The 22,447-nt window shown below is 66.2% G+C and carries 21 protein-coding genes; 13 read left to right on the forward strand and 8 right to left on the reverse strand.

Going from position 1 to position 22,447, the window contains the following annotated elements:
- Positions 1 to 52: 52 nt before the first annotated feature.
- The 3 genes from J4G43_RS00970 to dnaK all read right to left on the reverse strand — a co-directional run bounded on the left by J4G43_RS00970 (position 53) and on the right by dnaK (position 4,015).
- Positions 53 to 652 (reverse strand): class I SAM-dependent methyltransferase, encoded by a 600-nt coding sequence (locus tag J4G43_RS00970; protein WP_028148799.1) that lies wholly within the window; start codon positions 650 to 652, stop codon positions 53 to 55.
- An 88-nt stretch (positions 653 to 740) separates the two neighbouring features.
- A complete protein-coding gene (gene dnaJ / locus J4G43_RS00975; RefSeq protein WP_063980245.1) occupies positions 741 to 1,868 on the reverse strand; it encodes a molecular chaperone DnaJ in 1,128 nt (375 codons plus the stop codon).
- 245 nt (positions 1,869 to 2,113) lie between these two features.
- Complete coding sequence (dnaK, locus tag J4G43_RS00980; protein WP_028148797.1) at positions 2,114 to 4,015, reverse strand: molecular chaperone DnaK; 1,902 nt, start codon at positions 4,013 to 4,015, stop codon at positions 2,114 to 2,116.
- A 395-nt stretch (positions 4,016 to 4,410) separates the two neighbouring features.
- Here dnaK and J4G43_RS00985 point away from each other — a divergent pair, with 395 nt between their 5' ends.
- Together J4G43_RS00985 and pncA are read left to right on the forward strand one after the other, a co-directional pair.
- Complete coding sequence (locus J4G43_RS00985; protein WP_208083799.1) at positions 4,411 to 5,352, forward strand: hypothetical protein; 942 nt, start codon at positions 4,411 to 4,413, stop codon at positions 5,350 to 5,352.
- Between the two features lie 42 nt (positions 5,353 to 5,394).
- Positions 5,395 to 6,099, forward strand: coding sequence for a bifunctional nicotinamidase/pyrazinamidase (gene pncA / locus J4G43_RS00990; protein ID WP_208089221.1), 705 nt, complete (start codon positions 5,395 to 5,397; stop codon positions 6,097 to 6,099).
- A gap of 71 nt (positions 6,100 to 6,170) precedes the next feature.
- Here pncA and grpE read toward each other — a convergent pair whose 3' ends face one another.
- Complete coding sequence (grpE, locus tag J4G43_RS00995; protein ID WP_208083800.1) at positions 6,171 to 6,776, reverse strand: nucleotide exchange factor GrpE; 606 nt, start codon at positions 6,774 to 6,776, stop codon at positions 6,171 to 6,173.
- Positions 6,777 to 6,872: 96 nt separating this feature from the next.
- Positions 6,873 to 7,961, reverse strand: a complete 1,089-nt coding sequence (gene hrcA / locus J4G43_RS01000) for a heat-inducible transcriptional repressor HrcA (protein ID WP_208083801.1) — start codon at positions 7,959 to 7,961, stop codon at positions 6,873 to 6,875.
- 168 nt (positions 7,962 to 8,129) lie between these two features.
- Between hrcA and rph the strand changes: the two genes are divergently transcribed.
- The 3 genes from rph to hemW are packed head-to-tail and all read left to right on the forward strand — an operon-like array spanning position 8,130 to position 10,631.
- A complete protein-coding gene (gene rph / locus J4G43_RS01005; protein WP_014490830.1) occupies positions 8,130 to 8,843 on the forward strand; it encodes a ribonuclease PH in 714 nt (237 codons plus the stop codon).
- A gap of 11 nt (positions 8,844 to 8,854) precedes the next feature.
- Positions 8,855 to 9,490, forward strand: a complete 636-nt coding sequence (gene rdgB, locus J4G43_RS01010; RefSeq protein ID WP_208083802.1) for an RdgB/HAM1 family non-canonical purine NTP pyrophosphatase — start codon at positions 8,855 to 8,857, stop codon at positions 9,488 to 9,490.
- Positions 9,477 to 10,631, forward strand: coding sequence for a radical SAM family heme chaperone HemW (gene hemW, locus J4G43_RS01015; protein WP_208083803.1), 1,155 nt, complete (start codon positions 9,477 to 9,479; stop codon positions 10,629 to 10,631). Before rdgB ends, hemW begins: the two co-directional genes overlap by 14 nt.
- Positions 10,632 to 10,751: 120 nt before the next feature.
- On the opposite strand, the gene J4G43_RS01020 is transcribed toward hemW, so the two are convergent.
- On the reverse strand, positions 10,752 to 11,987 hold the full coding sequence (locus tag J4G43_RS01020) for a penicillin-binding protein activator (protein ID WP_208083804.1): 1,236 nt from the start codon (positions 11,985 to 11,987) through the stop codon (positions 10,752 to 10,754).
- Between the two features lie 339 nt (positions 11,988 to 12,326).
- Here J4G43_RS01020 and rsmI point away from each other — a divergent pair, with 339 nt between their 5' ends.
- The 7 genes from rsmI to J4G43_RS01055 all read left to right on the forward strand — a co-directional run bounded on the left by rsmI (position 12,327) and on the right by J4G43_RS01055 (position 19,454).
- A complete protein-coding gene (gene rsmI / locus J4G43_RS01025; RefSeq protein ID WP_208083805.1) occupies positions 12,327 to 13,277 on the forward strand; it encodes a 16S rRNA (cytidine(1402)-2'-O)-methyltransferase in 951 nt (316 codons plus the stop codon).
- Entirely contained in the window at positions 13,264 to 13,662 is a 399-nt protein-coding gene (locus J4G43_RS01030) for a YraN family protein (RefSeq protein WP_071908793.1), read from the forward strand. Before rsmI ends, J4G43_RS01030 begins: the two co-directional genes overlap by 14 nt.
- Before the next feature lie 10 nt (positions 13,663 to 13,672).
- Complete coding sequence (gshB, locus tag J4G43_RS01035) at positions 13,673 to 14,617, forward strand: glutathione synthase (RefSeq protein WP_208083806.1); 945 nt, start codon at positions 13,673 to 13,675, stop codon at positions 14,615 to 14,617.
- A gap of 414 nt (positions 14,618 to 15,031) precedes the next feature.
- A complete protein-coding gene (gene cpaB, locus J4G43_RS01040; RefSeq protein WP_014490823.1) occupies positions 15,032 to 15,847 on the forward strand; it encodes a Flp pilus assembly protein CpaB in 816 nt (271 codons plus the stop codon).
- A 13-nt stretch (positions 15,848 to 15,860) separates the two neighbouring features.
- Positions 15,861 to 17,378, forward strand: a complete 1,518-nt coding sequence (locus J4G43_RS01045; RefSeq protein WP_208083807.1) for a type II and III secretion system protein family protein — start codon at positions 15,861 to 15,863, stop codon at positions 17,376 to 17,378.
- Positions 17,379 to 17,430: 52 nt separating this feature from the next.
- Positions 17,431 to 18,165 carry a CpaD family pilus assembly protein gene (locus J4G43_RS01050; protein WP_208083808.1) on the forward strand — a complete coding sequence of 245 codons (735 nt, stop codon included), beginning with the start codon at positions 17,431 to 17,433 and terminating at the stop codon, positions 18,163 to 18,165.
- Complete coding sequence (locus J4G43_RS01055; protein ID WP_208083809.1) at positions 18,162 to 19,454, forward strand: CpaE/TadZ family protein; 1,293 nt, start codon at positions 18,162 to 18,164, stop codon at positions 19,452 to 19,454. Before J4G43_RS01050 ends, J4G43_RS01055 begins: the two co-directional genes overlap by 4 nt.
- Before the next feature lie 30 nt (positions 19,455 to 19,484).
- On the opposite strand, the gene J4G43_RS01060 is transcribed toward J4G43_RS01055, so the two are convergent.
- Both J4G43_RS01060 and J4G43_RS01065 read right to left on the reverse strand, forming a co-directional pair.
- The gene (locus J4G43_RS01060) at positions 19,485 to 20,258 is read right to left on the reverse strand and encodes a tetratricopeptide repeat protein (protein ID WP_085404965.1); all 774 of its coding nucleotides are present in this window, start codon (positions 20,256 to 20,258) and stop codon (positions 19,485 to 19,487) included.
- 79 nt (positions 20,259 to 20,337) lie between these two features.
- A complete protein-coding gene (locus J4G43_RS01065) occupies positions 20,338 to 20,583 on the reverse strand; it encodes a PilZ domain-containing protein (protein ID WP_027534981.1) in 246 nt (81 codons plus the stop codon).
- Between the two features lie 226 nt (positions 20,584 to 20,809).
- Between J4G43_RS01065 and J4G43_RS01070 the strand changes: the two genes are divergently transcribed.
- A complete protein-coding gene (locus J4G43_RS01070) occupies positions 20,810 to 22,348 on the forward strand; it encodes a YifB family Mg chelatase-like AAA ATPase (RefSeq protein ID WP_208083810.1) in 1,539 nt (512 codons plus the stop codon).
- The last annotated feature ends 99 nt before the right edge of the window (positions 22,349 to 22,447 follow it).

Below are 22,447 nucleotides of genomic sequence, written 5' to 3' on the forward strand. Positions count from 1 at the left end.
TCCATGCGTTCGGCGAAACGAGTCCGCCGCGCAATAGGGAATGCCGACGGAATTAGTCCTTGCGATACACCCAGACGCGGGCCGGCGGAAGGTTCATCCAGATCCGTTCCGAGGCCTCTGTGGACACGCCGGGCAGCGATTTCGGGATCGGCGGCACCACCGCATAGGTGAACTGCACGAAGGGCGCGCCCGGGGTCAGCGCCGCGAAGGCGTCGCGGACCAGCCGGAGCCGCGTCAGCATCGGTTTTGTCACGAGCGGCAGGCCGGAGACGACGGCGGAGGCCGGCGCGCTGAGCACGTTCCAGAGCGTGTCGCGCAGGCGATACGCATCGCCCTGCACCACCTTGGCTTGCGGATAGCGGTCGCGCAGCAAGGCGCAGAAGCCGGGATTGTATTCGACGAGGACGAGGCGCTTCTGGTCGACGCCGCGCTCGACCAGGGCCGAGGTGATGGCGCCGGTGCCGGGCCCGAGCTCGACCACGGGTGCGTCTGAATTGACGTCGACGTAATGCGCCATGGTCCGGGCGAGCAGCTTGCCCGAAGGCATCACTGCACCCATGTGCAGCGGCTTTTCGATCCACGACCTTAGAAAGCGCACCTCGTCGTCGAGACGGGGCTTCTTCAACGCACGCGCGGACGATGGCAATGGCATGTCGGGACCGGACGGGACCGCGGGACCGCGGCGTGTCAGAAAATGGTCATAAACAGGTATAGGCCGAAGGCGATACGGTCAAGACGAGTCAGGTTGCCCGATTACTGAATAGATCCTTGACCTTGGCGAAGAAGCCGACCGATTCCGGCTGGGTATTGCCGGAGGAGAGCTTTTCGAATTCCGCCAGCAATTCCTGCTGCTTCTTGGTGAGATTCTGCGGGGTCTCGACGGCAACCTGGACGTACATGTCGCCCATCTGGCGCGAGCGCAGCACCGGCATGCCTTTTGATGCAATGCGGAATCGGCGGCCCGACTGGGTTCCGGCCGGCACCTTCACCTTGGTTTTGCCGCTGTCGATGGTCGGCACCTCGAATTCGCCGCCGAGGGCGGCCGTCACCATCGAGATCGGCACCCGGCAGTGCAAATCGGCGCCGTCGCGCTGGAAGAGCTGGTGCTGGGCCAGCGACAGGAAGATGTAGAGGTCGCCGGGCGGGCCGCCGCGAACCCCGGCCTCGCCCTCGCCGGCGAGCCTGATCCGGGTGCCGTCCTCGACCCCCGGGGGAATGTTGACCGACAGCGTTCGCTCGCGGGTGACCCGGCCCTGGCCGGAGCAGGACGGGCAGGCATCCTCGATCATCTGGCCGCGGCCCTGGCAGCTCGGACAGGTGCGCTCCAGCGTGAAGAAGCCCTGCGACTGTCGCACGCGGCCGGCGCCGCCGCAGCTCGAGCAGGTCTTCGGCTTGGTGCCGGCCTTGGCGCCGATGCCCGAGCAGGCCTCGCAGGTGACCGAGACCGGAATCTCGATCTGCGCGGTCTTGCCGCCAAAGGCTTCCTCGAGCGTGATTTCCATGTTGTAGCGCAGGTCGGCGCCACGCTCGCGGCCGCCACGGCCGCGCTGCCCGGCCATGCCGAACAGGTCTTCGAAGATGTCGGAGAAGGAGGAGGCGAAGCCCGCGCCGAAACCGGCGCCGCCGCCGCCCTGCTCGAAGGCCGCATGGCCGAAGCGGTCATAGGCCGCGCGCTTGTCCTTGTCCTTGAGGACCTCGTAGGCCTCGTTGATTTCCTTGAACTTGACTTCGCTGGTGTCGTCCCCGGGATTGCGGTCCGGGTGGAATTTCATCGCAAGCTTGCGGAAGGACGATTTCAGGACGGAATCGTCGGCAGTGCGTTCGACTTCGAGCGTTTCGTAATAGCAGCGCTTGGTGGACGTGGACATGTTGAACTCGGTCTATCCAATCGCGATTCAAGTCGGAGCGGAACAACGTCGCCAGGAGACGATATAGGCAGCCCTTTGCTTCGCGGCAGAGGGCGGCACGGCGACGTTCATCATAACGGCTGGGAATTGATCGATCGTAACGGGGACACGCCCCGCCGAGCCCGACACGACGGCCTCCCCCGTGAGGGGGGAGGCCGGTAGCGCGTGTGGGGTCCAAGCCGTCCGCATCATCACCCTCTTGGGGATCAGGCGGACTTCTTGTTGTTCTTGTCGTCGTCGACTTCGGTGAATTCCGCGTCGACGACGTCGTCCTTGGCCGCATCCTTCTTGGCGTCGGCCTCGGCCTGCTGCTTGTACATGGCCTCGCCGAGCTTCATCGAAGCCTGGGCCAGCGTCTGGGTCTTGGCCTTGATCGCCTCGGCATCGTCGCCCTTCAGCGCTTCCTTGAGGTCGCTGACGGCATCCTCGATGGCGCGGCGCTCGGGCTCGGCGACCTTCGAACCGTGCTCGGCGAGAGCCTTCTCGGTGGAGTGCACCAGGCCATCCGCCTCGTTCTTGGCGGTGACGGCCTCGCGGCGCTTCTTGTCCGCCTCGGCGTTGGCCTCGGCGTCCTTGACCATCTTCTCGATGTCGGCTTCCGACAGGCCGCCGGAGGCCTGGATGCGGATCTGCTGCTCCTTGGCCGTGGCCTTGTCCTTGGCCGAGACGTTGACGATGCCGTTGGCGTCGATGTCGAAGGTCACCTCGATCTGCGGCATGCCGCGCGGAGCCGGCGGAATGCCCATCAGGTCGAACTGGCCGAGCATCTTGTTGTCGGCCGCCATTTCACGCTCGCCCTGGAAGACGCGGATGGTGACCGCGTTCTGGTTGTCCTCGGCGGTCGAGAACACCTGGCTCTTCTTGGTCGGGATCGTGGTGTTGCGGTCGATGATGCGGGTGAACACGCCGCCCAGCGTCTCGATGCCCAGCGACAGCGGGGTCACGTCGAGCAGCAGCACGTCCTTGACGTCGCCCTGGAGCACGCCGGCCTGGATCGCGGCACCGATCGCCACGACTTCGTCCGGGTTGACGCCCTTGTGCGGCTCCTTGCCGAACAGCTGCTTCACGACTTCCTGGACCTTCGGCATGCGCGACATGCCGCCGACCAGAACGACTTCGCCGATCTCACCGGCGGTGACGCCGGCGTCCTTCAGCGCCTTGCGGCAGGGCTCGACCGTCTTCTGGACGAGGTCGTCGACCAGCGCCTCGAACTTGGCGCGGGTGAGCTTCATCGTCAGATGCTTGGGGCCGGTCTGGTCCGCGGTGATGAAGGGCAGGTTGATCTCGGTCTGCGTCGTCGACGACAGCTCGATCTTGGCCTTTTCAGCGGCTTCCTTCAGGCGCTGCAACGCGAGCTTGTCGTTGCGCAGGTTGATGCCCTGCTCCTTCTGGAACTCGTCGGCCAGATAACCCACGAGGCGCATGTCGAAGTCTTCGCCGCCGAGGAAGGTGTCGCCGTTGGTCGACTTCACCTCGAACACGCCGTCGCCGATTTCGAGAATGGAGATATCGAACGTGCCGCCGCCGAGATCGTACACGGCGATCGTGCCGGTCTTGGTCTTGTCCAGACCATAGGCGAGCGCGGCCGCGGTCGGCTCGTTGATGATGCGCAGCACTTCAAGGCCGGCGATCTTGCCGGCGTCCTTGGTCGCCTGGCGCTGGGCGTCGTTGAAGTAAGCGGGAACGGTGATGACGGCCTGGTCGACCTTCTGGCCGAGATGGGCTTCCGCGGTCTCCTTCATCTTCTGCAGGATGAACGCAGACACCTGCGAGGGCGAGTAGGTCTGGCCGTCGGCCTCGACCCAGGCGTCGCCGTTGGAAGCCTTCACGATCTTGTACGGAACGAGCTTCTTGTCCTTCTCGACCATCGGGTCGTCGTAGCGGCGGCCGATGAGGCGCTTCACTGCGAAGAACGTACGCTCGGGATTGGTAACGGCCTGGCGCTTGGCAGGCTGGCCGACGAGGCGCTCACCGTCGTCCGTCACGGCGACGATCGAAGGCGTCGTGCGCATGCCTTCGGAATTCTCGATGACTTTGGCGTTCTTGCCATCCATCACGGCGACGCACGAATTCGTGGTGCCGAGGTCGATCCCAATGACCTTTCCCATGGTCCTGATATCCTTGTTTTTGCGGCAGGTTGGCTGGGCCCAAGAGGCACCCGCTCCAAACCCCCTAAGATCAAACATCCGCGATATTGCGATGGTTGACGCTCATATAGGAGGGGGGGAGGGGCCCGCAAGGACCGAACGCAAGTTTCGGCCATGAAAACATTGGGTTTTGGAAGATCATATCCGGGCTCAACCGCCCTTGCGGGTGAGGAATTATTAACAGGTTCAGGCGTCAGCCGGCCCCCGCCACCATGATCTGCCCCGCCCTGTTACCGGCGGGCCAAACCCGTTAAAAGGCGGGCGGCCGGACCGCCGCCATCAAGGCGGCTTTGCGCGACAAAGCGGCCCAATGGCCGACCATCGAACGGCCTCAATGTGAACCAATCAGAGTGCCCATGAAGCTCATTCGCCCCCTCGCCGCGCTCGCCGTCCTCGTCGCCACGGCGCTTCCCGCCCTTGCGGCCGATGCCGTTTTCCCGCCCGGCTTGCGCCTCGGCATGGTGCCGCTGGTCGGCCTGAGCACGGCCAAGACGTTTCCGGGCTTCGAGAGCGAGGACGGCAGCGTCAAGGTGCTGATCACCGAGCTACCGCCGGCGGCCTATGGCGAGGTCGTGAGCGCCTTCAATTCCAATCCCGGCGGCACCGCCGGCGTCAAGCAGGACAAGATCGAGACCCCCGCGGGTCTTGCCTATTTCACCATGGAAAGCGGCAAGGCCGGCGAGACGCCGGTGAAGCGCTACTCGATGATCGTGCCGGGTGCCGGCTTCTCCGGCTATGTCGCGGTGCAGATCCCGGAGAACGCGACCAAGATCTATACCGACGAGGCGGTGCGGCAGATGTTTGCGAGCGCCGTCACCCGCAAGCAGGTCTCGGCCGAAGAGCAGATCGGGCTGATGCCGTTCAAGATCACCGATCTCGCCGATTTCAAGGACATCCGCACCCTGGCGCCGGGCTCCAGCATCATCCTGGCCGACGGCAATGAGAGCTCGGGCTATGAATCCAAGCCGTTCATGATCCTCGGCCTGATCGGCGCCACCCCGCAGCAGGCCGACGACCGCGCCCGCTTCGCCCAGGAGGCCGCGCTCCAGATCCCCGGCGTGCGCGAGTCGCGCGTCACCATGTCCGAGCCGATCCGCATCAACGGCCAGCAGGGTTTCGAGACCCGGATCGACGGCGTCAGCGGCAAGGACAAGACGCCCGTGACCGTGGTGCAGTGGATCCGCTTCTCGAGCGGCGGCGCCTCGCTGCGCATCATCGCCAGCGCCCCGCGCGACCAGTGGTCGGCCGCCTTCACCCGCTTCCGCGCCGTGCGCGACGGCATCCAGCCCAAGGGTTAGTCCAAGGGTTAGTCCAAGGGTTAGCTCAAGGGTTAGCCCAAAATCCTCGCGGCGCTTGGGACAAGCGCTCTCGTAGCCCTTGCTCCAACCGCGCTCCTTGCGGCCGCATCGATCAAGCCGGACGATGCCTCCGCGCTGCTCGTGATCGACGTGCAAAACTGCTTCCTGCCCGGCGGCAGCCTCGCCGTGAAGGAAGGCGAGCAGGTCGTTCCCGTCATCAACAAGATGGCGAAAGCGTTTGCGAACGTGGTGATGACCCAGGACTGGCACACGCCGGGTCACATCTCGTTTGCGTCGGTGCACTCCGGCAAGAAGCCGTTCGAGACCGTCGACCTCCCCTACGGCAAGCAGGTGCTGTGGCCCGACCATTGCGTGCAGGGCACCGATGGCGCCGCGCTGTCGAAGGATCTTGCGATCCCGCATGCCGAGCTCATCATCCGCAAGGGTTTTCACAAGGACGTCGACAGCTATTCGGCCTTCCTGGAAGCCGACGGCAAGACCTCGACCGGCCTCGCCGGTTACCTGAAGGGCCGCAAGATCAAGCGCGTGTTCGTCGCCGGCCTCGCGACAGACTTCTGCGTCGCCTGGACCGCGCTCGATGCGCGCAAGGCGGGCTTCGAGGTCTATGTGGTGGAGGACGCCTGCCGCGGCATCGACACGCAGGGTTCGCTCGCAAAAGCCTGGGCCGACATGGCCAAGGCCGGCGTGAAGCGGATCCAGTCCGCGGATATCGCGGTGAGCGCGTAAGATAGCAATCGGTCGTTCCGGGGCGATGCAAGGCATCGAACCCGGAATGACGCCAAGGCTTAGTTCGCCGCTCAGTTCACTTCGTTGCTGTTCGCAGCCGGCGCAGCCTTCGTGCCGCCCTTGGCGACACCGACCAGCGCCGGGCGCAGCACGCGCTCGCCGATGGTGTAGCCGGCCTGCATGACCTGCACGACGGTGCCCGCAGGCACCGACGCATCCGGCACCTCGTACATCGCCTGCTGGAAGTTCGGGTCGAACTTCTGGCCCTGCGGATCGAACTTCTTGACGCCGTGCTTTTCCAGCGCATTGAGCAGCGAGCGCTCGGTGAGCTCGACGCCCTCGATCAGCGAGGTCAGGCCGGGATCGGCCGTGGCACGGGCCTCGGCCGGAACGGCATCGAGCGCACGCTGGAGATTGTCGGCGATGTCGAGCACGTCGCGGGCAAAGCCGGTGATGCCGTAGAGCCGGGCGTCGGCGACCTCCTTGGTGGTGCGCTTGCGCAGATTTTCCATCTCGGCCAGCGTCCGCAGCATGCGGTCACGCGCCTCGGCGGCTTCCTTCTGCAACAGCTCGACCGAGCCGGGCTCCGGATCGTCGGGCATGATGTAGGGTTTTGACACCACCGGCTCATCGGTCGGTGGGGTCGTGTCGTCGGGCTGCCGGTCTCGATCGGTCATCGGCTCTCTTCTCGAACTCGTCTCAAGGGATTGTTGGCCCGGATATCGTGCCTAAGCTCACGAAAATCAAGCGCCCGTGATCGGAGGAAACGCCGGTCAGCCCCCCAAGAGGCGGCTGACGATGCGCGCGGCGTAGTCCACGGTCGGGATTACGCGGGCATAATTCAGCCGCGTCGGCCCGATCACGCCCAAAACACCGACGATGTGGCCGGCGGCATCCCGATAGGGCGAGATGATGGTGGAGGAGCCTGACAAGGAAAACAGTTTGTTCTCCGAACCGATGAAGATCCGCACGCCCTCGGCGGTCTCGGCGCGCCCCAGAAGGTCGATCACGCCGCGCTTGGTCTCGAGATCGTCGAACAGCAGGCGAACGCGCTCGAGCTCCTCCAGCGCGTGCAGATCCTCGAGCAGATTGGCGTGGCCGCGAACAATCAGCTGGCGGTCCTCGTTCTCGCCGCCGGACCAGCTCGCAATCCCCGCCGAAATCACCTTCTGCGTCAGTTGATCGAGCTCGGCACGGGCTTCGCCGAGCGCGGTTTCGAGCTCGAGCCGCGCCTCGGCCAGCGTGCGGCCCCGGATCCGCGCATTGAGGAAATTACCGGCTTCCGTGAGCGCCGAGGAGGGAACTCCCGGTGGCAGCGACAGCACGCGGTTTTCGACCTGACCATCCTCGCCGACCAGGATCACCAGCGCTTTTTCGGGTTCCAGCCGGACGAATTCGATGTGTTTCAGCCGCGCATTGGATTTCGGGGTCAACACGACCGCTGCGGCGCGGGTGAGACCGGACAGCCGCGTCAGCGCCTCCGACAGCGCTGCCTCGACCGATTGGGCGTGCCCCACCGACGTCAACTGGCTCTGGATCGACTGCCGCTCGGCGTCATTGAGGTCGCCGACCTGCATCAGGGCGTCGACGAAGAAGCGTAAGCCCAGTTCCGTCGGCAAGCGGCCGGCAGAGGTGTGGGGCGCATAGATCAGGCCGAGCTGTTCCAGGTCGGCCATGACGTTGCGGACCGAGGCCGGCGACAGCGGCATCGCGATCAGCCGCGAAATATTGCGCGAGCCGACCGGCTCGCCGGTCGCGAGATAGCTTTCGACAATTTGACGAAAGATGTCGCGAGAACGCTCGTTGAGCTGGGCGAGGCCTGCGCGCGGCGCGATCAGATGGATCGGATCGTGATGGGCCACGGACGGTAACTCCTCTCAGACGCTTATAATTTGTCCATCCCGGAGGGTTCTGACAAGCGTGGCGTTTGCGGGGTGGAAAACCCGGGGTGAAAAAGCCTTGCCGCCCACCCTCACCCCACCTACAAGCACCGCGAATAGCCCTTTTCCGAGAGTTTTGGAGGATTTCCCATGCGGCCAAGCCGCCGTGCGCCCGACGAATTGCGCCCCGTGACGCTGGAGCGCGGCGTGGTCAAATATGCGGAAGGCTCCTGCCTGGTGAAATTCGGCGACACCCATGTGCTGGTCACCGCCACGCTGGAAGACCGCCTGCCGCCGTGGCTGAAGGGCCAGGGCCGCGGCTGGGTCACCGCCGAATACGGCATGCTGCCGCGCGCGACCTCCGAACGCACCCGCCGCGAGGCCTCCGCGGGCAAGCAAAGCGGCCGCACCGTCGAGATTCAGCGCCTGATCGGCCGCTCGCTTCGCACCATCGTCGATCTCGAAGCGCTCGGTGAGCGCCAGATCACGGTCGATTGCGACGTGCTCCAGGCCGACGGCGGCACGCGCACGGCCTCGATCACCGGTGCCTGGGTCGCGCTCGCCGATTGCATCAACTGGATGAAGGCGCGCAACATGATCAAGGCCAAGGTGCTGCGCGACAACGTCGCCGCGATCTCCTGCGGCATCTACAACGGCACGCCCGTGCTCGACCTCGACTATGCCGAGGATTCGGAAGCCCAGACCGACGCCAATTTCGTCCTGACCGGCGATGGCCGCATCATTGAGGTGCAGGGCACCGCGGAACGCGAACCGTTCACACAGGACGAATTCCTCGCGCTGATGGCGCTGGCCCAGAAGGGTATCGCGCGGCTCGTGGACTTGCAGAAACTGGCTGTCGCGTAGTCAATAGGCCCATGCACCGCCGAATCACCGGAAAGCTCATCATCGCGACCCACAATCCCGGCAAGCTCGCCGAGATGAAGGAGTTGCTCGCGCCTTGCGGCATCGAGGCGGTGTCGGCCGGTGAGCTCGGCCTGCCCGAGCCCGACGAGACCGGCAACGATTTCCGCAGCAATGCCGCGATCAAGGCGATCGCGGCGGCGCAGGCGACCAAGCTTCCCTCCTTCGCCGACGATTCCGGCATCGTGGTCGACGCGCTCGATGGCGCGCCCGGCATCTACAGCGCGCGCTGGGCCGGACCGTCAAAAGATTTCGCTGCCGCGATGGCGCAGATCGAGCGCCTGTTGCAGGAGCGCGGCGCCGCCACGCCCGACAAGCGCACCGCGCATTTCGTTTCCGCGCTCTGCGTCGCCTGGCCCGACGATCATCTCGAAGAGGTCGAGGCGCGCGTCGACGGCAGCTTGGTCTGGCCGCCGCGCGGCACGGCCGGCTTCGGTTATGATCCGATGTTCCTGCCCAATGGCCACGATCGCACGTTCGGCGAGATGACCAGCATCGAGAAGCACGGCCTGCCGCCGCTCGGCCTCGGCCTGTCGCATCGCGCCCGCGCCTTCGTGAAACTGGCGGAGATCTGCCTTGAGCCGCGCTAAGCAAGCTTTCGGCGTCTATGTGCACTGGCCGTTCTGCCTGTCGAAGTGCCCCTATTGCGACTTCAACAGCCACGTCCGCCACGCCGCGATCGACGAGACGCGCTTCGCTTCAGCTTTCGCGCGTGAAATCGAAACGACCGCACAGCGTGCGCCCGGGCGTGAAGTCACCTCGATCTTCCTCGGCGGCGGCACGCCTTCACTGATGCAGCCCGCGACCGTCGGCGCGGTGCTCGATGCCATCGGCAAGCACTGGCACGTCGCCAGCGATGTCGAGGTCACGCTGGAAGCAAACCCGACCAGCGTCGAGGCCACGCGCTTTGCCGGCTATCGCGCCGCCGGCGTCAACCGCGTCTCGCTCGGCGTGCAGGCACTCGACGATGCCTCGCTGAAAGCGCTCGGCCGCATGCACAGCGCGCGCGAGGCGCTCGATGCGGTCGCCATCGCGCGCCGCTCGTTCGACCGTTATTCGTTCGACCTGATCTACGCCCGCCCCGACCAGACGCCGGCGATGTGGGCCGACGAGCTGCGTCTGGCGATCGACGAAGCGGCGGAGCATCTGTCGCTCTATCAATTGACGATCGAGGAAGGCACGCCGTTCTTCGGCCTGCACCAGGCCGGCAAATTGAAGACGCCGGACGAAGCGGTCGCGCGCGCGCTCTACGACGTGACGCAGGAGACCTGCGACAAGCTCGGCCTGCCCGCCTACGAGATTTCAAATCACGCGCGGCGCGGCGCCGAGTGCCGGCACAACCTGGTGTACTGGCGCGGCGATGAATATGCCGGCATCGGCCCCGGTGCCCATGGCCGCCTCGACATCGACGGGATCAGGCACGCCACCGCCACCGAGAAGCGTCCCGAGGCCTGGTTGATGCGGGTCGAGACCAACGGCCACGGCAACGTCACCGACGATCTCCTCAACAGCGAGGAGCGCGCCGACGAATTTTTGCTGATGGGGCTCCGCCTCGCCGAGGGCATCGACCCCGAGCGCTACAGCGCGCTGTCGGGCCGCCCGCTTGATCCCAAGCGCATCGCGCTGTTGCGCGAGGAGGGTGCGATCATCGTGGATACGACGGGGCGCCTGCGCGTGACCAGCAGCGGCTTCCCGGTGCTGGACGCCGTGGTCGCGGATCTCGCCGCGTAGCGAGCCGCCGTAGGGTGGGCAAAGCGGAAGCGTGCCCACCATTTTCACAGCGTTTGCAGGCAGATGGTGGGCACGGCGCGAAGCGCGCCTTTGCCCACCCTACGGCACCGTCGCCCCGAACTACGCCCCAAAACTCTTCGGCGAGCCCGCGACTGCCACACCACCACCCGTCGTCACCTTCATCACGGCGAGGCCGCGCTCGTTGGTGCCATCGGCGCGGAAGCGGAACAGGCCGTCGATGCCGGCGAAGCCGGAAGGGTTGGTGAGCACATCCGGCGAGAAGCGCGTCGGGCCCTGCGTGCGCGCGAGCGCGGCGACGAGGGCGACCGCGTCATAGGCGAGCGTCGCGGTGCGGATCGGCTCGGCACCGTATTTGGTGCGATAGCGGCCGGAGAAGGCGCGGAAGCCGGCCGGGTCCGGCGCGGCGTAGAGACCGCCTTGCAAGTTTGCATTGGCATAGACGCGCGGATTGTCCCACAGGCCGGTGCCGAGCAGCTGGATGTTGCGCAAATTCGCGCCCGCGGCCGTCATCGCGTCGGCCACCGCGACGACGGCATCGCCGTCATCGGCGATGAACAGCGCATCCGCGCTGCCGAGCTGCTGCGCCACTGTGCGTGCCGGCGTCGCGCGATCGGCGCCGTATTTCTCGAAGGCGACAATGCGGCCGCCGCGTCGCGGCACTGCCGCCTTCGCCGCGGCCTCGACGACATTGCCATAGGCATTGTCGGGCACGAGCACGGCAATGGAGCGCTTTCCGATGCTGGCGGAATATTCGACGATGCGGTTGACGTCGGACTCCGGCAGGAAGCTCAGCAGAAAGACGCCGCGGCCGGCGATGCTGGAATCGGTCGAGAACGCGATCACCGAGATGCCACGCGTGCGCGCGACCTGCGCCACCGCCGGCACCGACTGCGCGAACAGCGGGCCCAGGATGATCTCGGCGCCTTCGTCGACCGCCTGCTGCGCGCCCGCCTGCGCGCCTTGCGGGCTGCCGTTGTCGTCCTTGATCAGGAGCTGGATGTTGGGATTCTGGAATTCGGCCAGCGCCATCTCGGCGGCGTTGCGCATCGACTGCGCGGCGAGGCCGGCATTGCCGGCGGCCGAGAGCGGCAGGATCACGGCAACCTTCACGCCGCCGCTGCCGGCGGTGGTGGCCTGTTGCGGCGGTCCGGCCGGCTGAGCCGGGGCCGGGGAGGAGCTGCTGAACGGGTTGGAGAACTGGCTGAGACTCTGCTGCACGCCGGCGCAGGCCGACAGCAAGGGGGCGCCGAGTAACAGGCCGAGTGCGCTCCGCCGGGTCGCCCCCGATAATCGGGAGCCCTGAACGGGAGATTTTGGATCGCGCGGGCCCAGCATCACAACTTCTCTTCTGACCGGCCGTCGGCCGGCTGGTCACAACATTCTTTCCACGACACAAGCCGCGGATTCAGGCATATTGTCGGCAAATAGTTAACTAAAACAAAAGGATAATAACCACTTAACGCGGCCACACCTCAAGCCCTGGCTAGCTGTCCACCATCCGTCACCCGCATCAAGGTGGTGTTTTCGCCGCGAATGTGGCGCCGACGCTTCATTCCCTCTGCAATGTGATGCCGGATGGATCACATTCCAGTCCTTCCTCACCCCTGACCTGGCGCGATCTTTTTCCGAGGACCGGTTCCCAGCCCCCGGGATCATGCCTAAGTTCGATTCATTATGCGCGTAAAGCCGAGCCCGATAAATACACCTGAAGCGACGGATCCCGCCTCGCGCGGTTTCTCCATCGACGCCCATCGGCTGACGGCGCCGAAGGCGGCGCCGGGCCTCCATCTGGTCGCCACCCCCATCGGCAATCTCGGCGACATCACGCTGCGCGCGCTTCAGACGCTCGCCGGCGTCGACGTCATCGCCTGCGAGGACACCCGCATCACGCGGCGCCTGACCGAGCGCTACGCGATCACGGCGCAGCTCAGGCAATATCACGAGCACAACGCGGAAGCGGCGCGTCCGAGGATCCTGGAGGCGCTGGGGCAGGGCGGCTCGATCGCGCTGGTGTCGGATGCCGGCACGCCGCTGATCTCCGACCCCGGTTTCAAGCTGGTGCGCGAGGTCTGCGCAGCCGGCCATGCGGTCTACGCGCTGCCCGGCCCGTCCTCGGTGCTGGCCGCGCTGTCGGTCGCCGCATTGCCGACCGACCGCTTCTTCTTCGAGGGCTTTCTGCCGGCGAAATCCGCCGCGCGAAAGTCGCGCCTTGCGGAGCTCGCCCGCATCGATGCGACGCTGGTGATGTTCGACTCCGGCAACCGCGTCCAGGACACGCTCGCCGAGCTTGCCGAGATCATGGGGACGCGCGAAGCCGCGATCTGCCGCGAATTGACGAAACTGCACGAGGAGATTTCGCGCGCGCCGCTGCAGGAGCTGGCACGCGGGGCGGACACGCTGGAGACGCGTGGCGAATTCGTGCTGGTGATCGCGCCGCCCGCGGCGGACGCGGAGCTGCTGACCTCGGATGCGCTCGACGGTCTGCTGCGCGAGCAGCTCGCCGCGCACAGCGTCAAGGATGCCGTCGCGCATGCGGTCGCACTCTCGGGCCGGCCGCGCCGCGAGGTCTATGCCCGCGCGCTCGAGCTCGCAAAGGACCTGAGGGACGGCGATGGCGAAGACTGAGGGCGCGGAACCGAAGGTCGCCTCGCCCGAGCGCGTCGCCGCGTTCCGCACCGGCATCTCCGCGGAGAGCCGCGCCGCCGCCTATCTCATGGCCAAGGGCTACCGCATCCTCGCCAAGCGCTACCGCACCCCACATGGCGAGATCGACATCGTGGCGCGCCGCCGCAACCTGATCGCCTTCGTCGAGGTCAAGGCCCGCGCGACGCTGGATGACGCCGCCTTCGCCGTGACCCCGCGCCAGCAGCAGCGCATCATCGACGCCGCGCAAGGCTGGCTCGTGGCGCATCCCGAGCATGCCGAATTCGAACTGCGATTCGACGCCATGCTGATTGCGCCGCGCTCACTTCCGCGCCATGTGTTGGCGGCATTCGACGCCTCGACCTGAAAGGCAGACCATGAAACTGAACGTCGCCGTCCAGATGGACCCCATCGCCCGTATCAACATCAAGGGCGATTCCACCTTTGCACTGCTCCTGGAGGCGCAGAAGCGCGGCCACGGCCTGTCCTATTACACGCCCGACAAGCTCTCGATGGTCGGCGAAGAGATCGTCGCGCCCATCCAGCTCCTGACCGTGCGCGACGAGCCCGGCGATCACTTCACGCTGGGCGAGCCCAGGCGCGAAGCGCTCAACGGCTTCGACGTCGTGCTGCTGCGCCAGGATCCGCCGTTCGATCTCGCCTACATCACCTCGACGCATTTCCTGGAGCGCATCCATCCGAAGACGCTGGTCGTCAACAACCCCGCCTCGGTGCGCAACGCGCCGGAAAAACTGTTCGTGATGAACTTTCCGCAGCTGATGCCGCCGACGCTGATCTCGCGCGACCTCGACGAGATCAATGCGTTCCGGGATAAGCACGGCGCCGTCGTCATGAAGCCGCTGCACGGTCATGGCGGCGCGGCGGTGTTCCGCGTGATGCCGCAGGACATGAATTTCGGCTCGCTGTTCGACATGTTCTCGGTGACCTTCAAGGAGCCGTGGGTGATCCAGCAGTTCATCCCCGAGGTGAAGCACGGCGACAAGCGCATCATCCTGGTCAACGGCGAGTTCGCCGGCGCGGTCAACCGCGTGCCGGCCGCCGACGACCTCCGCTCCAACATGGTGCGTGGCGGCGCCGCGCAGGAAACCGAGCTCACGCCACGCGAGCGCGAGATCTGCGCGACCGTCGGCCCGGCGCTGCGCGAGCACGGCCTGCTGTTCGTCGGCATCGACGTCATCAACGGCAACCTCACCGAGATCAACGTGACATCGCCGACGGGCATCCGCGCCATCGCGCGGCTCGGCGGCCCTGATGTCGCGGCGAAGGTCTGGGACACGATCGAGCAGAAGCGGGCGAACTAGGGCGCTCACTCGTAGCCCGGATGGAGCGCAGCGAAATCCGGGATCTCACAACGCGCTGCACGAGCCCGGATTGCGCTTCGCTCCATCCGGGCTACGGACATCAATTGAAACACGAGGAAGTACGCTCCTCACCCTGAGGAGCGACTACCGCGCACGCTGCGCGAAGCGCCGATGACTAACCACCCATTCACCATGACGTCGCGCGCATCGTTCGAACGAACGTCCCGCCCTGCGTGAATCTACGGGGCCATTGGCCGAGCGGATAACGCGACGTTCACCATCTGCCCAGAACGCGCATCGTCACGGGCCATCACACTCGGCCTCGCAACACCCCTTATACTTTTACTCCCTACTCATCGACGCAGGGGAACCCGCCACGTGCGGTTCGAGTGCCCCGCGTAAGAGTAGAAGCGTATGAACACCGCACGCATTGTCGTTCTCGTCATCGCGCTGGGCGCCGGCGGCGTCGCTGCGTATCTGGCGAGCGGCTTTGACAACAAGCCCGCGCCCGCCCTTCCCGTCGCCGAGAAGCTGCCGACGGTCGAGGTGCTGATCGCGAAGAACGACATTCAGCTCGGCCAGGCCGTCAAGCCCGAGGATCTGCAATGGCAGTCCTGGCCGGCGGCAACCGCGAGCAGCGCCTTCATCCGCCGCGACAGCAGGCCCGACGCCCAGACCCAGATCGCAGGCTCGATCGCGCGCGTGCCGTTGATGCAGGGCGAGCCGATCCGCGAGCAGAAGCTGGTGCGGGCCGAGGGCTCGGGCTTCATGGCCGCGATCCTGCCCTCCGGCATGCGGGCCGTCTCCACCGAGATTTCAGCCGAGACCGGCGCCGGCGGCTTCATCCTGCCGAACGACCGCGTAGACATCGTTCTGACGCGGCGCCTGAAGAATCCCGATGGCGCCAACGGCGCGACCGGCGGCAACGACCTGATCCTGTCCGAGGTCATCCTGAGCAACATCCGCGTGCTCGCGATCGACCAGGCGCCGAAAGAAAAAGACGGCCAGAACGCCGTGCTCGGCAAGACCGTCACGCTCGAGCTCAAGCCGGACCAGGTTGCGACGCTGTCGGCCTCGCGCCAGGGCGGCACGCTGACGCTCGCGTTGCGAAGCATCGCCGATGCCAACGCGTCGGAGATTTCGATCGAAGACCTGGCGGCCAAGCGGCCCGGCGGCGTGAACGTGATCCGCTACGGGGTGCAGGCACGGCAACTGACGTCACAGAAGTGATGATGGGGACACCATGAACTACGGGGATGATCGGACGGGCCTGCGCATTCGGGGGAAGCGCGCGCGCTCGTTCTGGACGGGGGCGGTGCTGATGCTGGGGCTGATCGCAGCCCCCGACGTCGTCAACGCGGCGGATGCGCCGGTCGGCGACCAGGCGCCGATGCAGGCGCCGGATCTCGGCGTGTCGCCGGTTTCGACCATCGCGCCTGCGCGCACGCGCTCGCTGTCGCTCGGCGTCGGCAAGTCCGTCGTCATCGATCTGCCGCGCGAGGTCAAGGACGTGCTGGTGGCCGATCCCAAGATCGCCAATGCAGTGATCCGCTCGTCGCAGCGCGCCTATATCATCGGCGGCCAGGTCGGCCAGACCAACGTCGTGTTCTTCACCGCCGACGGCCAGCAGGTTGCCGCCTACGACATCGCCGTGAAGCGCGATCTCAACGGCATGCGCACGGCGCTGCGCCAATCTCTGCCGGGCGTGCAGATCGAAGGCGTCGGCGACAGCGTGATGCTGACCGGCTCGGTGTCGAGCCCGATCGAGGCCCAGCAGGCCGGCGACGTCGCCGCAAAACTCGTTGGCGGCGCGGACAAGGTCGTCAACAACATCGTCGTGCGCGGCCGCGACCAGGTGATGCTCAAGGTCGTCGTCGGCGAAGTCCGCCGCGACATCGTCAAGCAGCTGGGCGTCGACCTCAGCGCCAGCCTGAATGCCGGCACCGCGGTCGTGAACTTCAACAATTCCAACCCGTTCTCGGTCAGCGGCGGACCGATCGTCGGCAGCAACGGGCTCGGCGTGGCCGGCCTCGCCAAGGGTGTCGCCACCGTCAGCGCCACGATGCGCGCAATGGAAAGCGCCGGCGTCATGCGCACGCTGGCCGAACCGAGCCTGACCGCGATCTCGGGCGAATCCGCCACCTTCATCGCCGGCGGCGAATTCCCGATCCCTGCAGGCTATTCCTGCGATCCGGTCACCCACGTCTGTACCACCCAGGTCACCTACAAGAAGTTCGGCATCTCGCTGAACTTCACCCCGCTCGTGCTCAGCGAAGGCCGTATCAGCCTGCGCGTGATGACCGAGGTCTCGGAGCTGTCGAACACCAACGCGATCACGCTGACGCAGGCGGTGTCCTCGACCTCGAGCAACTCGATCACGATCCCCTCGGTCCAGACCCGCCGCGCCGAGACCACGCTGGAAATTCCCTCCGGGGGCTCGATGGCGATGGCCGGCCTGATCCAGCAGAAGACCAAGCAGGCGATCAACGGCCTGCCCGGCGTCGACCAGGTGCCCATCATCGGTGCGCTGTTCCGCAGCCAGGACTTCGTCAACAACGAGACCGAGCTGATGGTGATCGTGACGCCCTATGTGGTGCGCGCGGTCGCCCAGAAGGAATTATCGCGGCCCGACGACGGCTTTGCGCCGGCCTCGGACGCGCAGACGGCGCTGCTCGGCCGCATGAACCGGCTCTACGGCATCGCGCGCAGCGTCGATCCGATCGAAAGCAGCCGCGGCGATTTCGGCTTCATCATCGACTGAGACGGACGGTTTGGGGACCGGGGCAAGAAACGGGGCAAGAGGGGACAAAGCGATGACGAAGACGATCGCCGATCGACGTCGCAAGCTGCGGATCGCGCTGGCGCTGACGGGGCTTTCCGTCATGCTCGGCGCCTGCAACACCACCGGTGACATCGTCACCCAGACGGTGCCGACCGACTATCGCCAGCGCCACCCGATCGCGGTGCAGGAAGCCAAGAAGTCGATCGTGATCTTCGTCGGCAAGGCGCGCGGCGGCCTCTCCACCGCGCAGCACGCGGACGTCGCGGGCATTGCGAGGGACTGGGTGCGCGAAGGCACCGGTTCCGTCGTCGTCGACGTGCCGAGCGACGCTGCGAATTCACGCGCCGCGGCGGCGAGCTACCACGAAATCCGGTCGGTGCTCGCATCCGGCGGCGTGCCGTCGCGCGCCATCGTCCAGCATCCCTATCGCCCCGAGGATCCCGGACTGCTGCCGACCATCCGCCTGAGCTATTCGAAGATCGCCGCGGTCGCCGGCCCCTGCGGGCTGTGGCCGGAAGACGTCGGTCCGAACATCCTCGACCCCGGCTACAACGAGAACCGGCCGTACTTCAATCTGGGCTGCGCCGGCCAGCGCAACCTCGCGGCCATGATCGACAACCCCGCCGACCTCGAGCAGCCGAGGGCGGAGACGCCTGCCTACACCGCACGGCGCGAGATCGCCTTCGAGCGCTACCGCAAGGGCATGGCGACCACGACCATGTATCCCGAGGCCGAAAAGGCCAAACTCAGCGACACCGGCAAATGACAAGTTTTCACGACGACGAAGAAGCGGACGACCCGCGGCACCCCGAGGACCACATTGCGCCGGTTCCTCGCATCTCGGTGCAGGCCTTTTGCGAGACCGAGCAGACGCTCGCCGCGATCACCGCGGCCGGGCAGGATCGCCGTCTCGCCAAGGCGCATCTCACCGCCAAGGGCGGCGGCCTTGCCGCGGCCATCGAAGTCTATGACACGATGCCGACGCCGAACGTCATCGTGATCGAATCCGACGGCACACGCGATATCCTCGAGGGCCTCGACGATCTCGCCGGCGTCTGCGATCCCGGCACCCGCGTGGTCGTGATCGGCAACCCGAACGACACCGCGCCCTATCGCGAGCTGGTCCGCCGCGGCGTCAACGACTACGTGGTGGGACCGGTCGAAACCCTCGACGTCGTCCGCTCGATCTGCAGCCTGTTCTCGGCGTCGGAAGCCATCATCACCGGCCGCGTCATCGCGGTGGTCGGCGCCAAGGGCGGCGTCGGTGCGTCCACGGTCGCGCACAACGTGGCCTGGACCATCGCGCGCGACCTCGCGCTCGATTCCGTCGTGATCGATCTCGACCTCGCCTTCGGCACCGCCGGCCTCGACTACAACCAGGACCCGGCGCAGGGCATCGCCAACGCGGTGCTCTCGCAGGACCGGCCGGACACGGCGCTGATGGAGCGCCTGCTCGCCAAATGCACCGAGCGCCTCAGTCTCCTCGCCGCGCCCGCAACGCTCGACCGCGTCTACGATTTCGGCGCCGAAGCCTTTGATGCGATCTTCGACACGCTGCGCATGACCACGCCCTGCATCGTGCTCGACGTTCCCCACCAATGGTCGGGCTGGACGCGCCGCGCGCTCGTCAATGCCGACGACATCGTGATCGTGGCCGAGCCAGATCTCGCCAATTTGCGCAACACCAGGAACATGCTGAGCGTGCTCAAGGCGGCACGGCCGAACGACCGTCCGCCGCTGTACTGCATCAACCAGGTCGGCATGCACAAGCGCGCGGAGATCGAGGTCAAGGCGTTCGCCAAGACCATGGAGAGCCAGCCGATCGCGGCGATCCCGTTCGACTCGAAACTGTTCTCGACCGCGGCCAATAACGGTCAGATGATCGCAGAGGTCTCCAAGAACCACCGCACCACCCTTCTGTTCCAGAACATGGCGAACCGCCTCGCCGGGCGTGGCGAGGTGAAGAAGCCGAAGCGCTCGCTGCTCGGGCCGCTCCTGAAAAGGCTCAAGGGCAGGGCGGGTCGCGGGTCAGCCCCACATCGCAAGGTGTCGTAAGCACCAACGCGAACGAGAAACGAGGGCGGGTTACTTGTCCGCCCGCTGCTGCTTCTTCGCCAGCAACTGCCGCAGCGCCGTGACCTTTGCCGCGGCCTGATCCGGCGGCAGGTCGGCCTTCACGATGGTCTCGGCCTCGGCCTGCTTCCCCTGCAGTCCCACGACGAGCGCCAGATTGGCGCGCACGCGGGAATCGGCGCGATTGCGCTCATAGGCGCGGCGCAGCGTTTCCTCGGCCCGCGGCAGATTGTTCTGGAGCATGTAGGACAGGCCGAGATTGGACAGAACCTGCGGCTCCTCGGGCACGATCTTCAGCGCTGCCGAATAATATTGCTGCGCCTCTTCGTTGCGGCCGAGCTGATCGAGCGCCGCGCCTTGCGCCGACAGGATGCGCCAGTCCGGATCCTCAGGCGTATGCGCGCGGCTGAGCACATCGAAAGCCTGCTGGAAATTGCCGCTGTCGGCGAGCGCGCGGCCGTAGCCGGCGAGCAGCGCCTTGTTGCTGGGATGGGCGAGCACGGCCTGCTCCATCACCGCAACGGCCTGGGCGCGCTGGCCGGTCTCGCGCAGCGCCATGCCATATTCGAGCGCGACGTTGGGATCGGAAGGCTTGGCGCGATAGCGCTCGCGAAGCGCGTCCATGTCCGGCTTCGGATCGGCCCTGCCGGCCGTTTCCGACTTGCCACCGAGCGCGCCGGTGATGTCCTCCAGACTCGTGGTCTGGCAGCCGCCGAGGGCAAGCATCACGAGCGCGGAAAGCAGGAATCTCGCCGGCGGAGAGGCAAGGGACGAACGCTTGGGCATACTCTGATCACTCGGCGACTGATCAGTGATGCTTACCGATTAACCCTAAAGTCCAGTTAAGGAACCTGGCCCGTCCGGCTCAATCGGTGAACTCGGCGCCGAATTCGCAGCCGATGCGCCAGCGCAGGCGGCATTGGCGGGAATAATCGGGCGCGAAGATGATGGTGAATTGCGGCGGCACTTCCAGAAACTCCGCCACCACTTTCACGCCCCCATCCGAGATATCCGTGATCGTGCAATCCCTCGGCAGCGAGCCCGCGCCAAAGTGAATCTTGGCGAGCCGAGTGCACACCCGTCGTTCGCTTCTGCGGCGATTTGCAAGCATTTGAATTGTTCCCCCGTTAGATCACGGCCCATCCCGCAGCTCTAGGAGTAGCGAACATTCGTTGGGATGTGCTGATGAGAGCCGCTCGCATTCGAGGCGTAGTGTCTGCGTGATGTTTACGACCGGTTAGGGTTTTCCGGGCCCTCGGGCTGTTCTCGTATTGTTCTTGCAAGAAAGATCGGGCTCTGCCACCCCTAATTGTACGAGAGGGCAGGCTGGTTCGAGCATGGTTCAGCGGGTTTCTACCGTCGCCTTTGAGGGGATCGAGGCCCGCGCGGTCGACGTGCAGGTGCAGGTCGCGCCCGGCCTGCCGGCTTTCGCGATCGTCGGCCTGCCGGACAAGGCGGTGTCGGAGGCACGGGAGCGCGTTCGTTCGGCGCTGATTGCCTCGGGGCTGGCGCTGCCGGCGCGGCGGATCATCGTCAATCTGGCGCCCGCCGACCTGCCCAAGGAGGGCAGCCATTACGACCTGCCGATCGCGCTCGGGCTGATGGCCGCGATCGGCGCGATCCCGCCCGATGCGCTGACCGGTTTTACCGTTCTCGGCGAGCTCGGTCTCGACGGCTCGATCGCGCCGGTGGCCGGCGTGCTTCCCGCCGCGATCGGCGCCAATGTGCGCGAGGAAGGCTTGATCTGTCCGGCAGCCTGCGGCTCGGAAGCGGCGTGGGCGAGCCCGGACATCCAGATCATCGCGGCACAATCGCTGATCCAGATCGCCAACCATTTCAAGGGCACGCAGGTGCTGTCGCGGCCCACGCCGCGCGTGCACGAGGTCGCCACCTCCCCGCTCGACCTGCGCGACATCAAGGGCCAGGAGAGCGCCAAGCGCGCGCTGGAGATCGCGGCCGCCGGCGGACATCACCTGCTCATGATCGGCGCGCCCGGCGCCGGCAAGTCGATGCTGGCGGCGCGCCTGCCCTCGATCCTGCCGCCGCTGTCACCGGGCGAATTGCTCGAAGTCTCCATGATCGCCTCCGTCGCCGGCGAGATCGAGGGCGGCGCGCTGACCGCGCGACGGCCGTTCCGCTCGCCGCATCATTCCGCCAGCATTGCCGCGCTCACCGGCGGCGGCATCCGCGCAAAGCCCGGCGAGATCTCGCTTGCGCATCAGGGCGTGCTGTTCCTCGACGAGCTGCCCGAATTCGATCCGCGCGTGCTGGATTCGCTGCGCCAGCCGCTGGAGAACGGCGAGGTCTCCGTCTCCCGCGCCAATCATCGCGTGACTTATCCTGCGCGCTTCATGCTGGTCGCGGCGATGAATCCGTGCCGCTGCGGCCATGCGTTCGAGCCCGGCTATGCCTGCAAGCGCGGCCGCATCGATCGCTGCACCGGCGACTACCAGGCGCGCATCTCCGGTCCGCTGATGGACCGCATCGATTTGCGCATCGAGGTTCCCGCGGTGACCGCCGCGGATCTGATCCTGCCGCCGCCGGCCGAGGGCTCGGCGGAAGTCGCCGCGCGCGTGGCAGCCGCGCGCGACATCCAGCTCGCGCGTTACGCGGATGCGGGCCTGCCGCATGTTCGCACCAATGCCGAGGCGCCGGCCTCGGTGTTGGAAGACGTCGCCAAGCCGGATGCGCAAGGCGCCAAATTGCTGCGCGATGCCGCCGAGACCATGCGGCTGTCGGCGCGCGGCTATCACCGCGTGCTGCGGGTGGCGCGCACGCTCGCCGATCTCGACGGCGCCGAGAAGATCGGCCGGCTGCATCTCGCCGAGGCGCTGTCCTACCGCGCACTCGCGGAGGATGTGCGGCAGATGGCCTGATCCTTCCGCGCATCAACCCGGCGGTAACGAGTTTCCTTTACGCTCTGCAAACCATAAGGCCCAAGCGTTCCCCTATGAGTTCCACACAGGGCCCGGGCG

The organism is Bradyrhizobium barranii subsp. barranii (genome assembly GCF_017565645.3).
Classification (GTDB): domain Bacteria; phylum Pseudomonadota; class Alphaproteobacteria; order Rhizobiales; family Xanthobacteraceae; genus Bradyrhizobium; species Bradyrhizobium barranii.

What these genes read in the sequence shown, in the direction of transcription:
- J4G43_RS00970 (WP_028148799.1), bottom strand. Translation starts at nt 652, where the DNA reads ATGCCATTGCCATCGTCCGCGCGTGCGTTGAAGAAGCCCCGTCTCGAC.
- dnaJ (WP_063980245.1), bottom strand. Translation starts at nt 1,868, where the DNA reads ATGTCCACGTCCACCAAGCGCTGCTATTACGAAACGCTCGAAGTCGAA.
- dnaK (WP_028148797.1), bottom strand. Translation starts at nt 4,015, where the DNA reads ATGGGAAAGGTCATTGGGATCGACCTCGGCACCACGAATTCGTGCGTC.
- J4G43_RS00985 (WP_208083799.1), top strand. Translation starts at nt 4,411, where the DNA reads ATGAAGCTCATTCGCCCCCTCGCCGCGCTCGCCGTCCTCGTCGCCACG.
- grpE (WP_208083800.1), bottom strand. Translation starts at nt 6,776, where the DNA reads ATGACCGATCGAGACCGGCAGCCCGACGACACGACCCCACCGACCGAT.
- rph (WP_014490830.1), top strand. Translation starts at nt 8,130, where the DNA reads ATGCGGCCAAGCCGCCGTGCGCCCGACGAATTGCGCCCCGTGACGCTG.
- rdgB (WP_208083802.1), top strand. Translation starts at nt 8,855, where the DNA reads ATGCACCGCCGAATCACCGGAAAGCTCATCATCGCGACCCACAATCCC.
- J4G43_RS01020 (WP_208083804.1), bottom strand. Translation starts at nt 11,987, where the DNA reads ATGCTGGGCCCGCGCGATCCAAAATCTCCCGTTCAGGGCTCCCGATTA.
- rsmI (WP_208083805.1), top strand. Translation starts at nt 12,327, where the DNA reads ATGCGCGTAAAGCCGAGCCCGATAAATACACCTGAAGCGACGGATCCC.
- J4G43_RS01030 (WP_071908793.1), top strand. Translation starts at nt 13,264, where the DNA reads ATGGCGAAGACTGAGGGCGCGGAACCGAAGGTCGCCTCGCCCGAGCGC.
- gshB (WP_208083806.1), top strand. Translation starts at nt 13,673, where the DNA reads ATGAAACTGAACGTCGCCGTCCAGATGGACCCCATCGCCCGTATCAAC.
- cpaB (WP_014490823.1), top strand. Translation starts at nt 15,032, where the DNA reads ATGAACACCGCACGCATTGTCGTTCTCGTCATCGCGCTGGGCGCCGGC.
- J4G43_RS01045 (WP_208083807.1), top strand. Translation starts at nt 15,861, where the DNA reads ATGAACTACGGGGATGATCGGACGGGCCTGCGCATTCGGGGGAAGCGC.
- J4G43_RS01050 (WP_208083808.1), top strand. Translation starts at nt 17,431, where the DNA reads ATGACGAAGACGATCGCCGATCGACGTCGCAAGCTGCGGATCGCGCTG.
- J4G43_RS01055 (WP_208083809.1), top strand. Translation starts at nt 18,162, where the DNA reads ATGACAAGTTTTCACGACGACGAAGAAGCGGACGACCCGCGGCACCCC.
- J4G43_RS01060 (WP_085404965.1), bottom strand. Translation starts at nt 20,258, where the DNA reads ATGCCCAAGCGTTCGTCCCTTGCCTCTCCGCCGGCGAGATTCCTGCTT.
- J4G43_RS01065 (WP_027534981.1), bottom strand. Translation starts at nt 20,583, where the DNA reads ATGCTTGCAAATCGCCGCAGAAGCGAACGACGGGTGTGCACTCGGCTC.
- J4G43_RS01070 (WP_208083810.1), top strand. Translation starts at nt 20,810, where the DNA reads ATGGTTCAGCGGGTTTCTACCGTCGCCTTTGAGGGGATCGAGGCCCGC.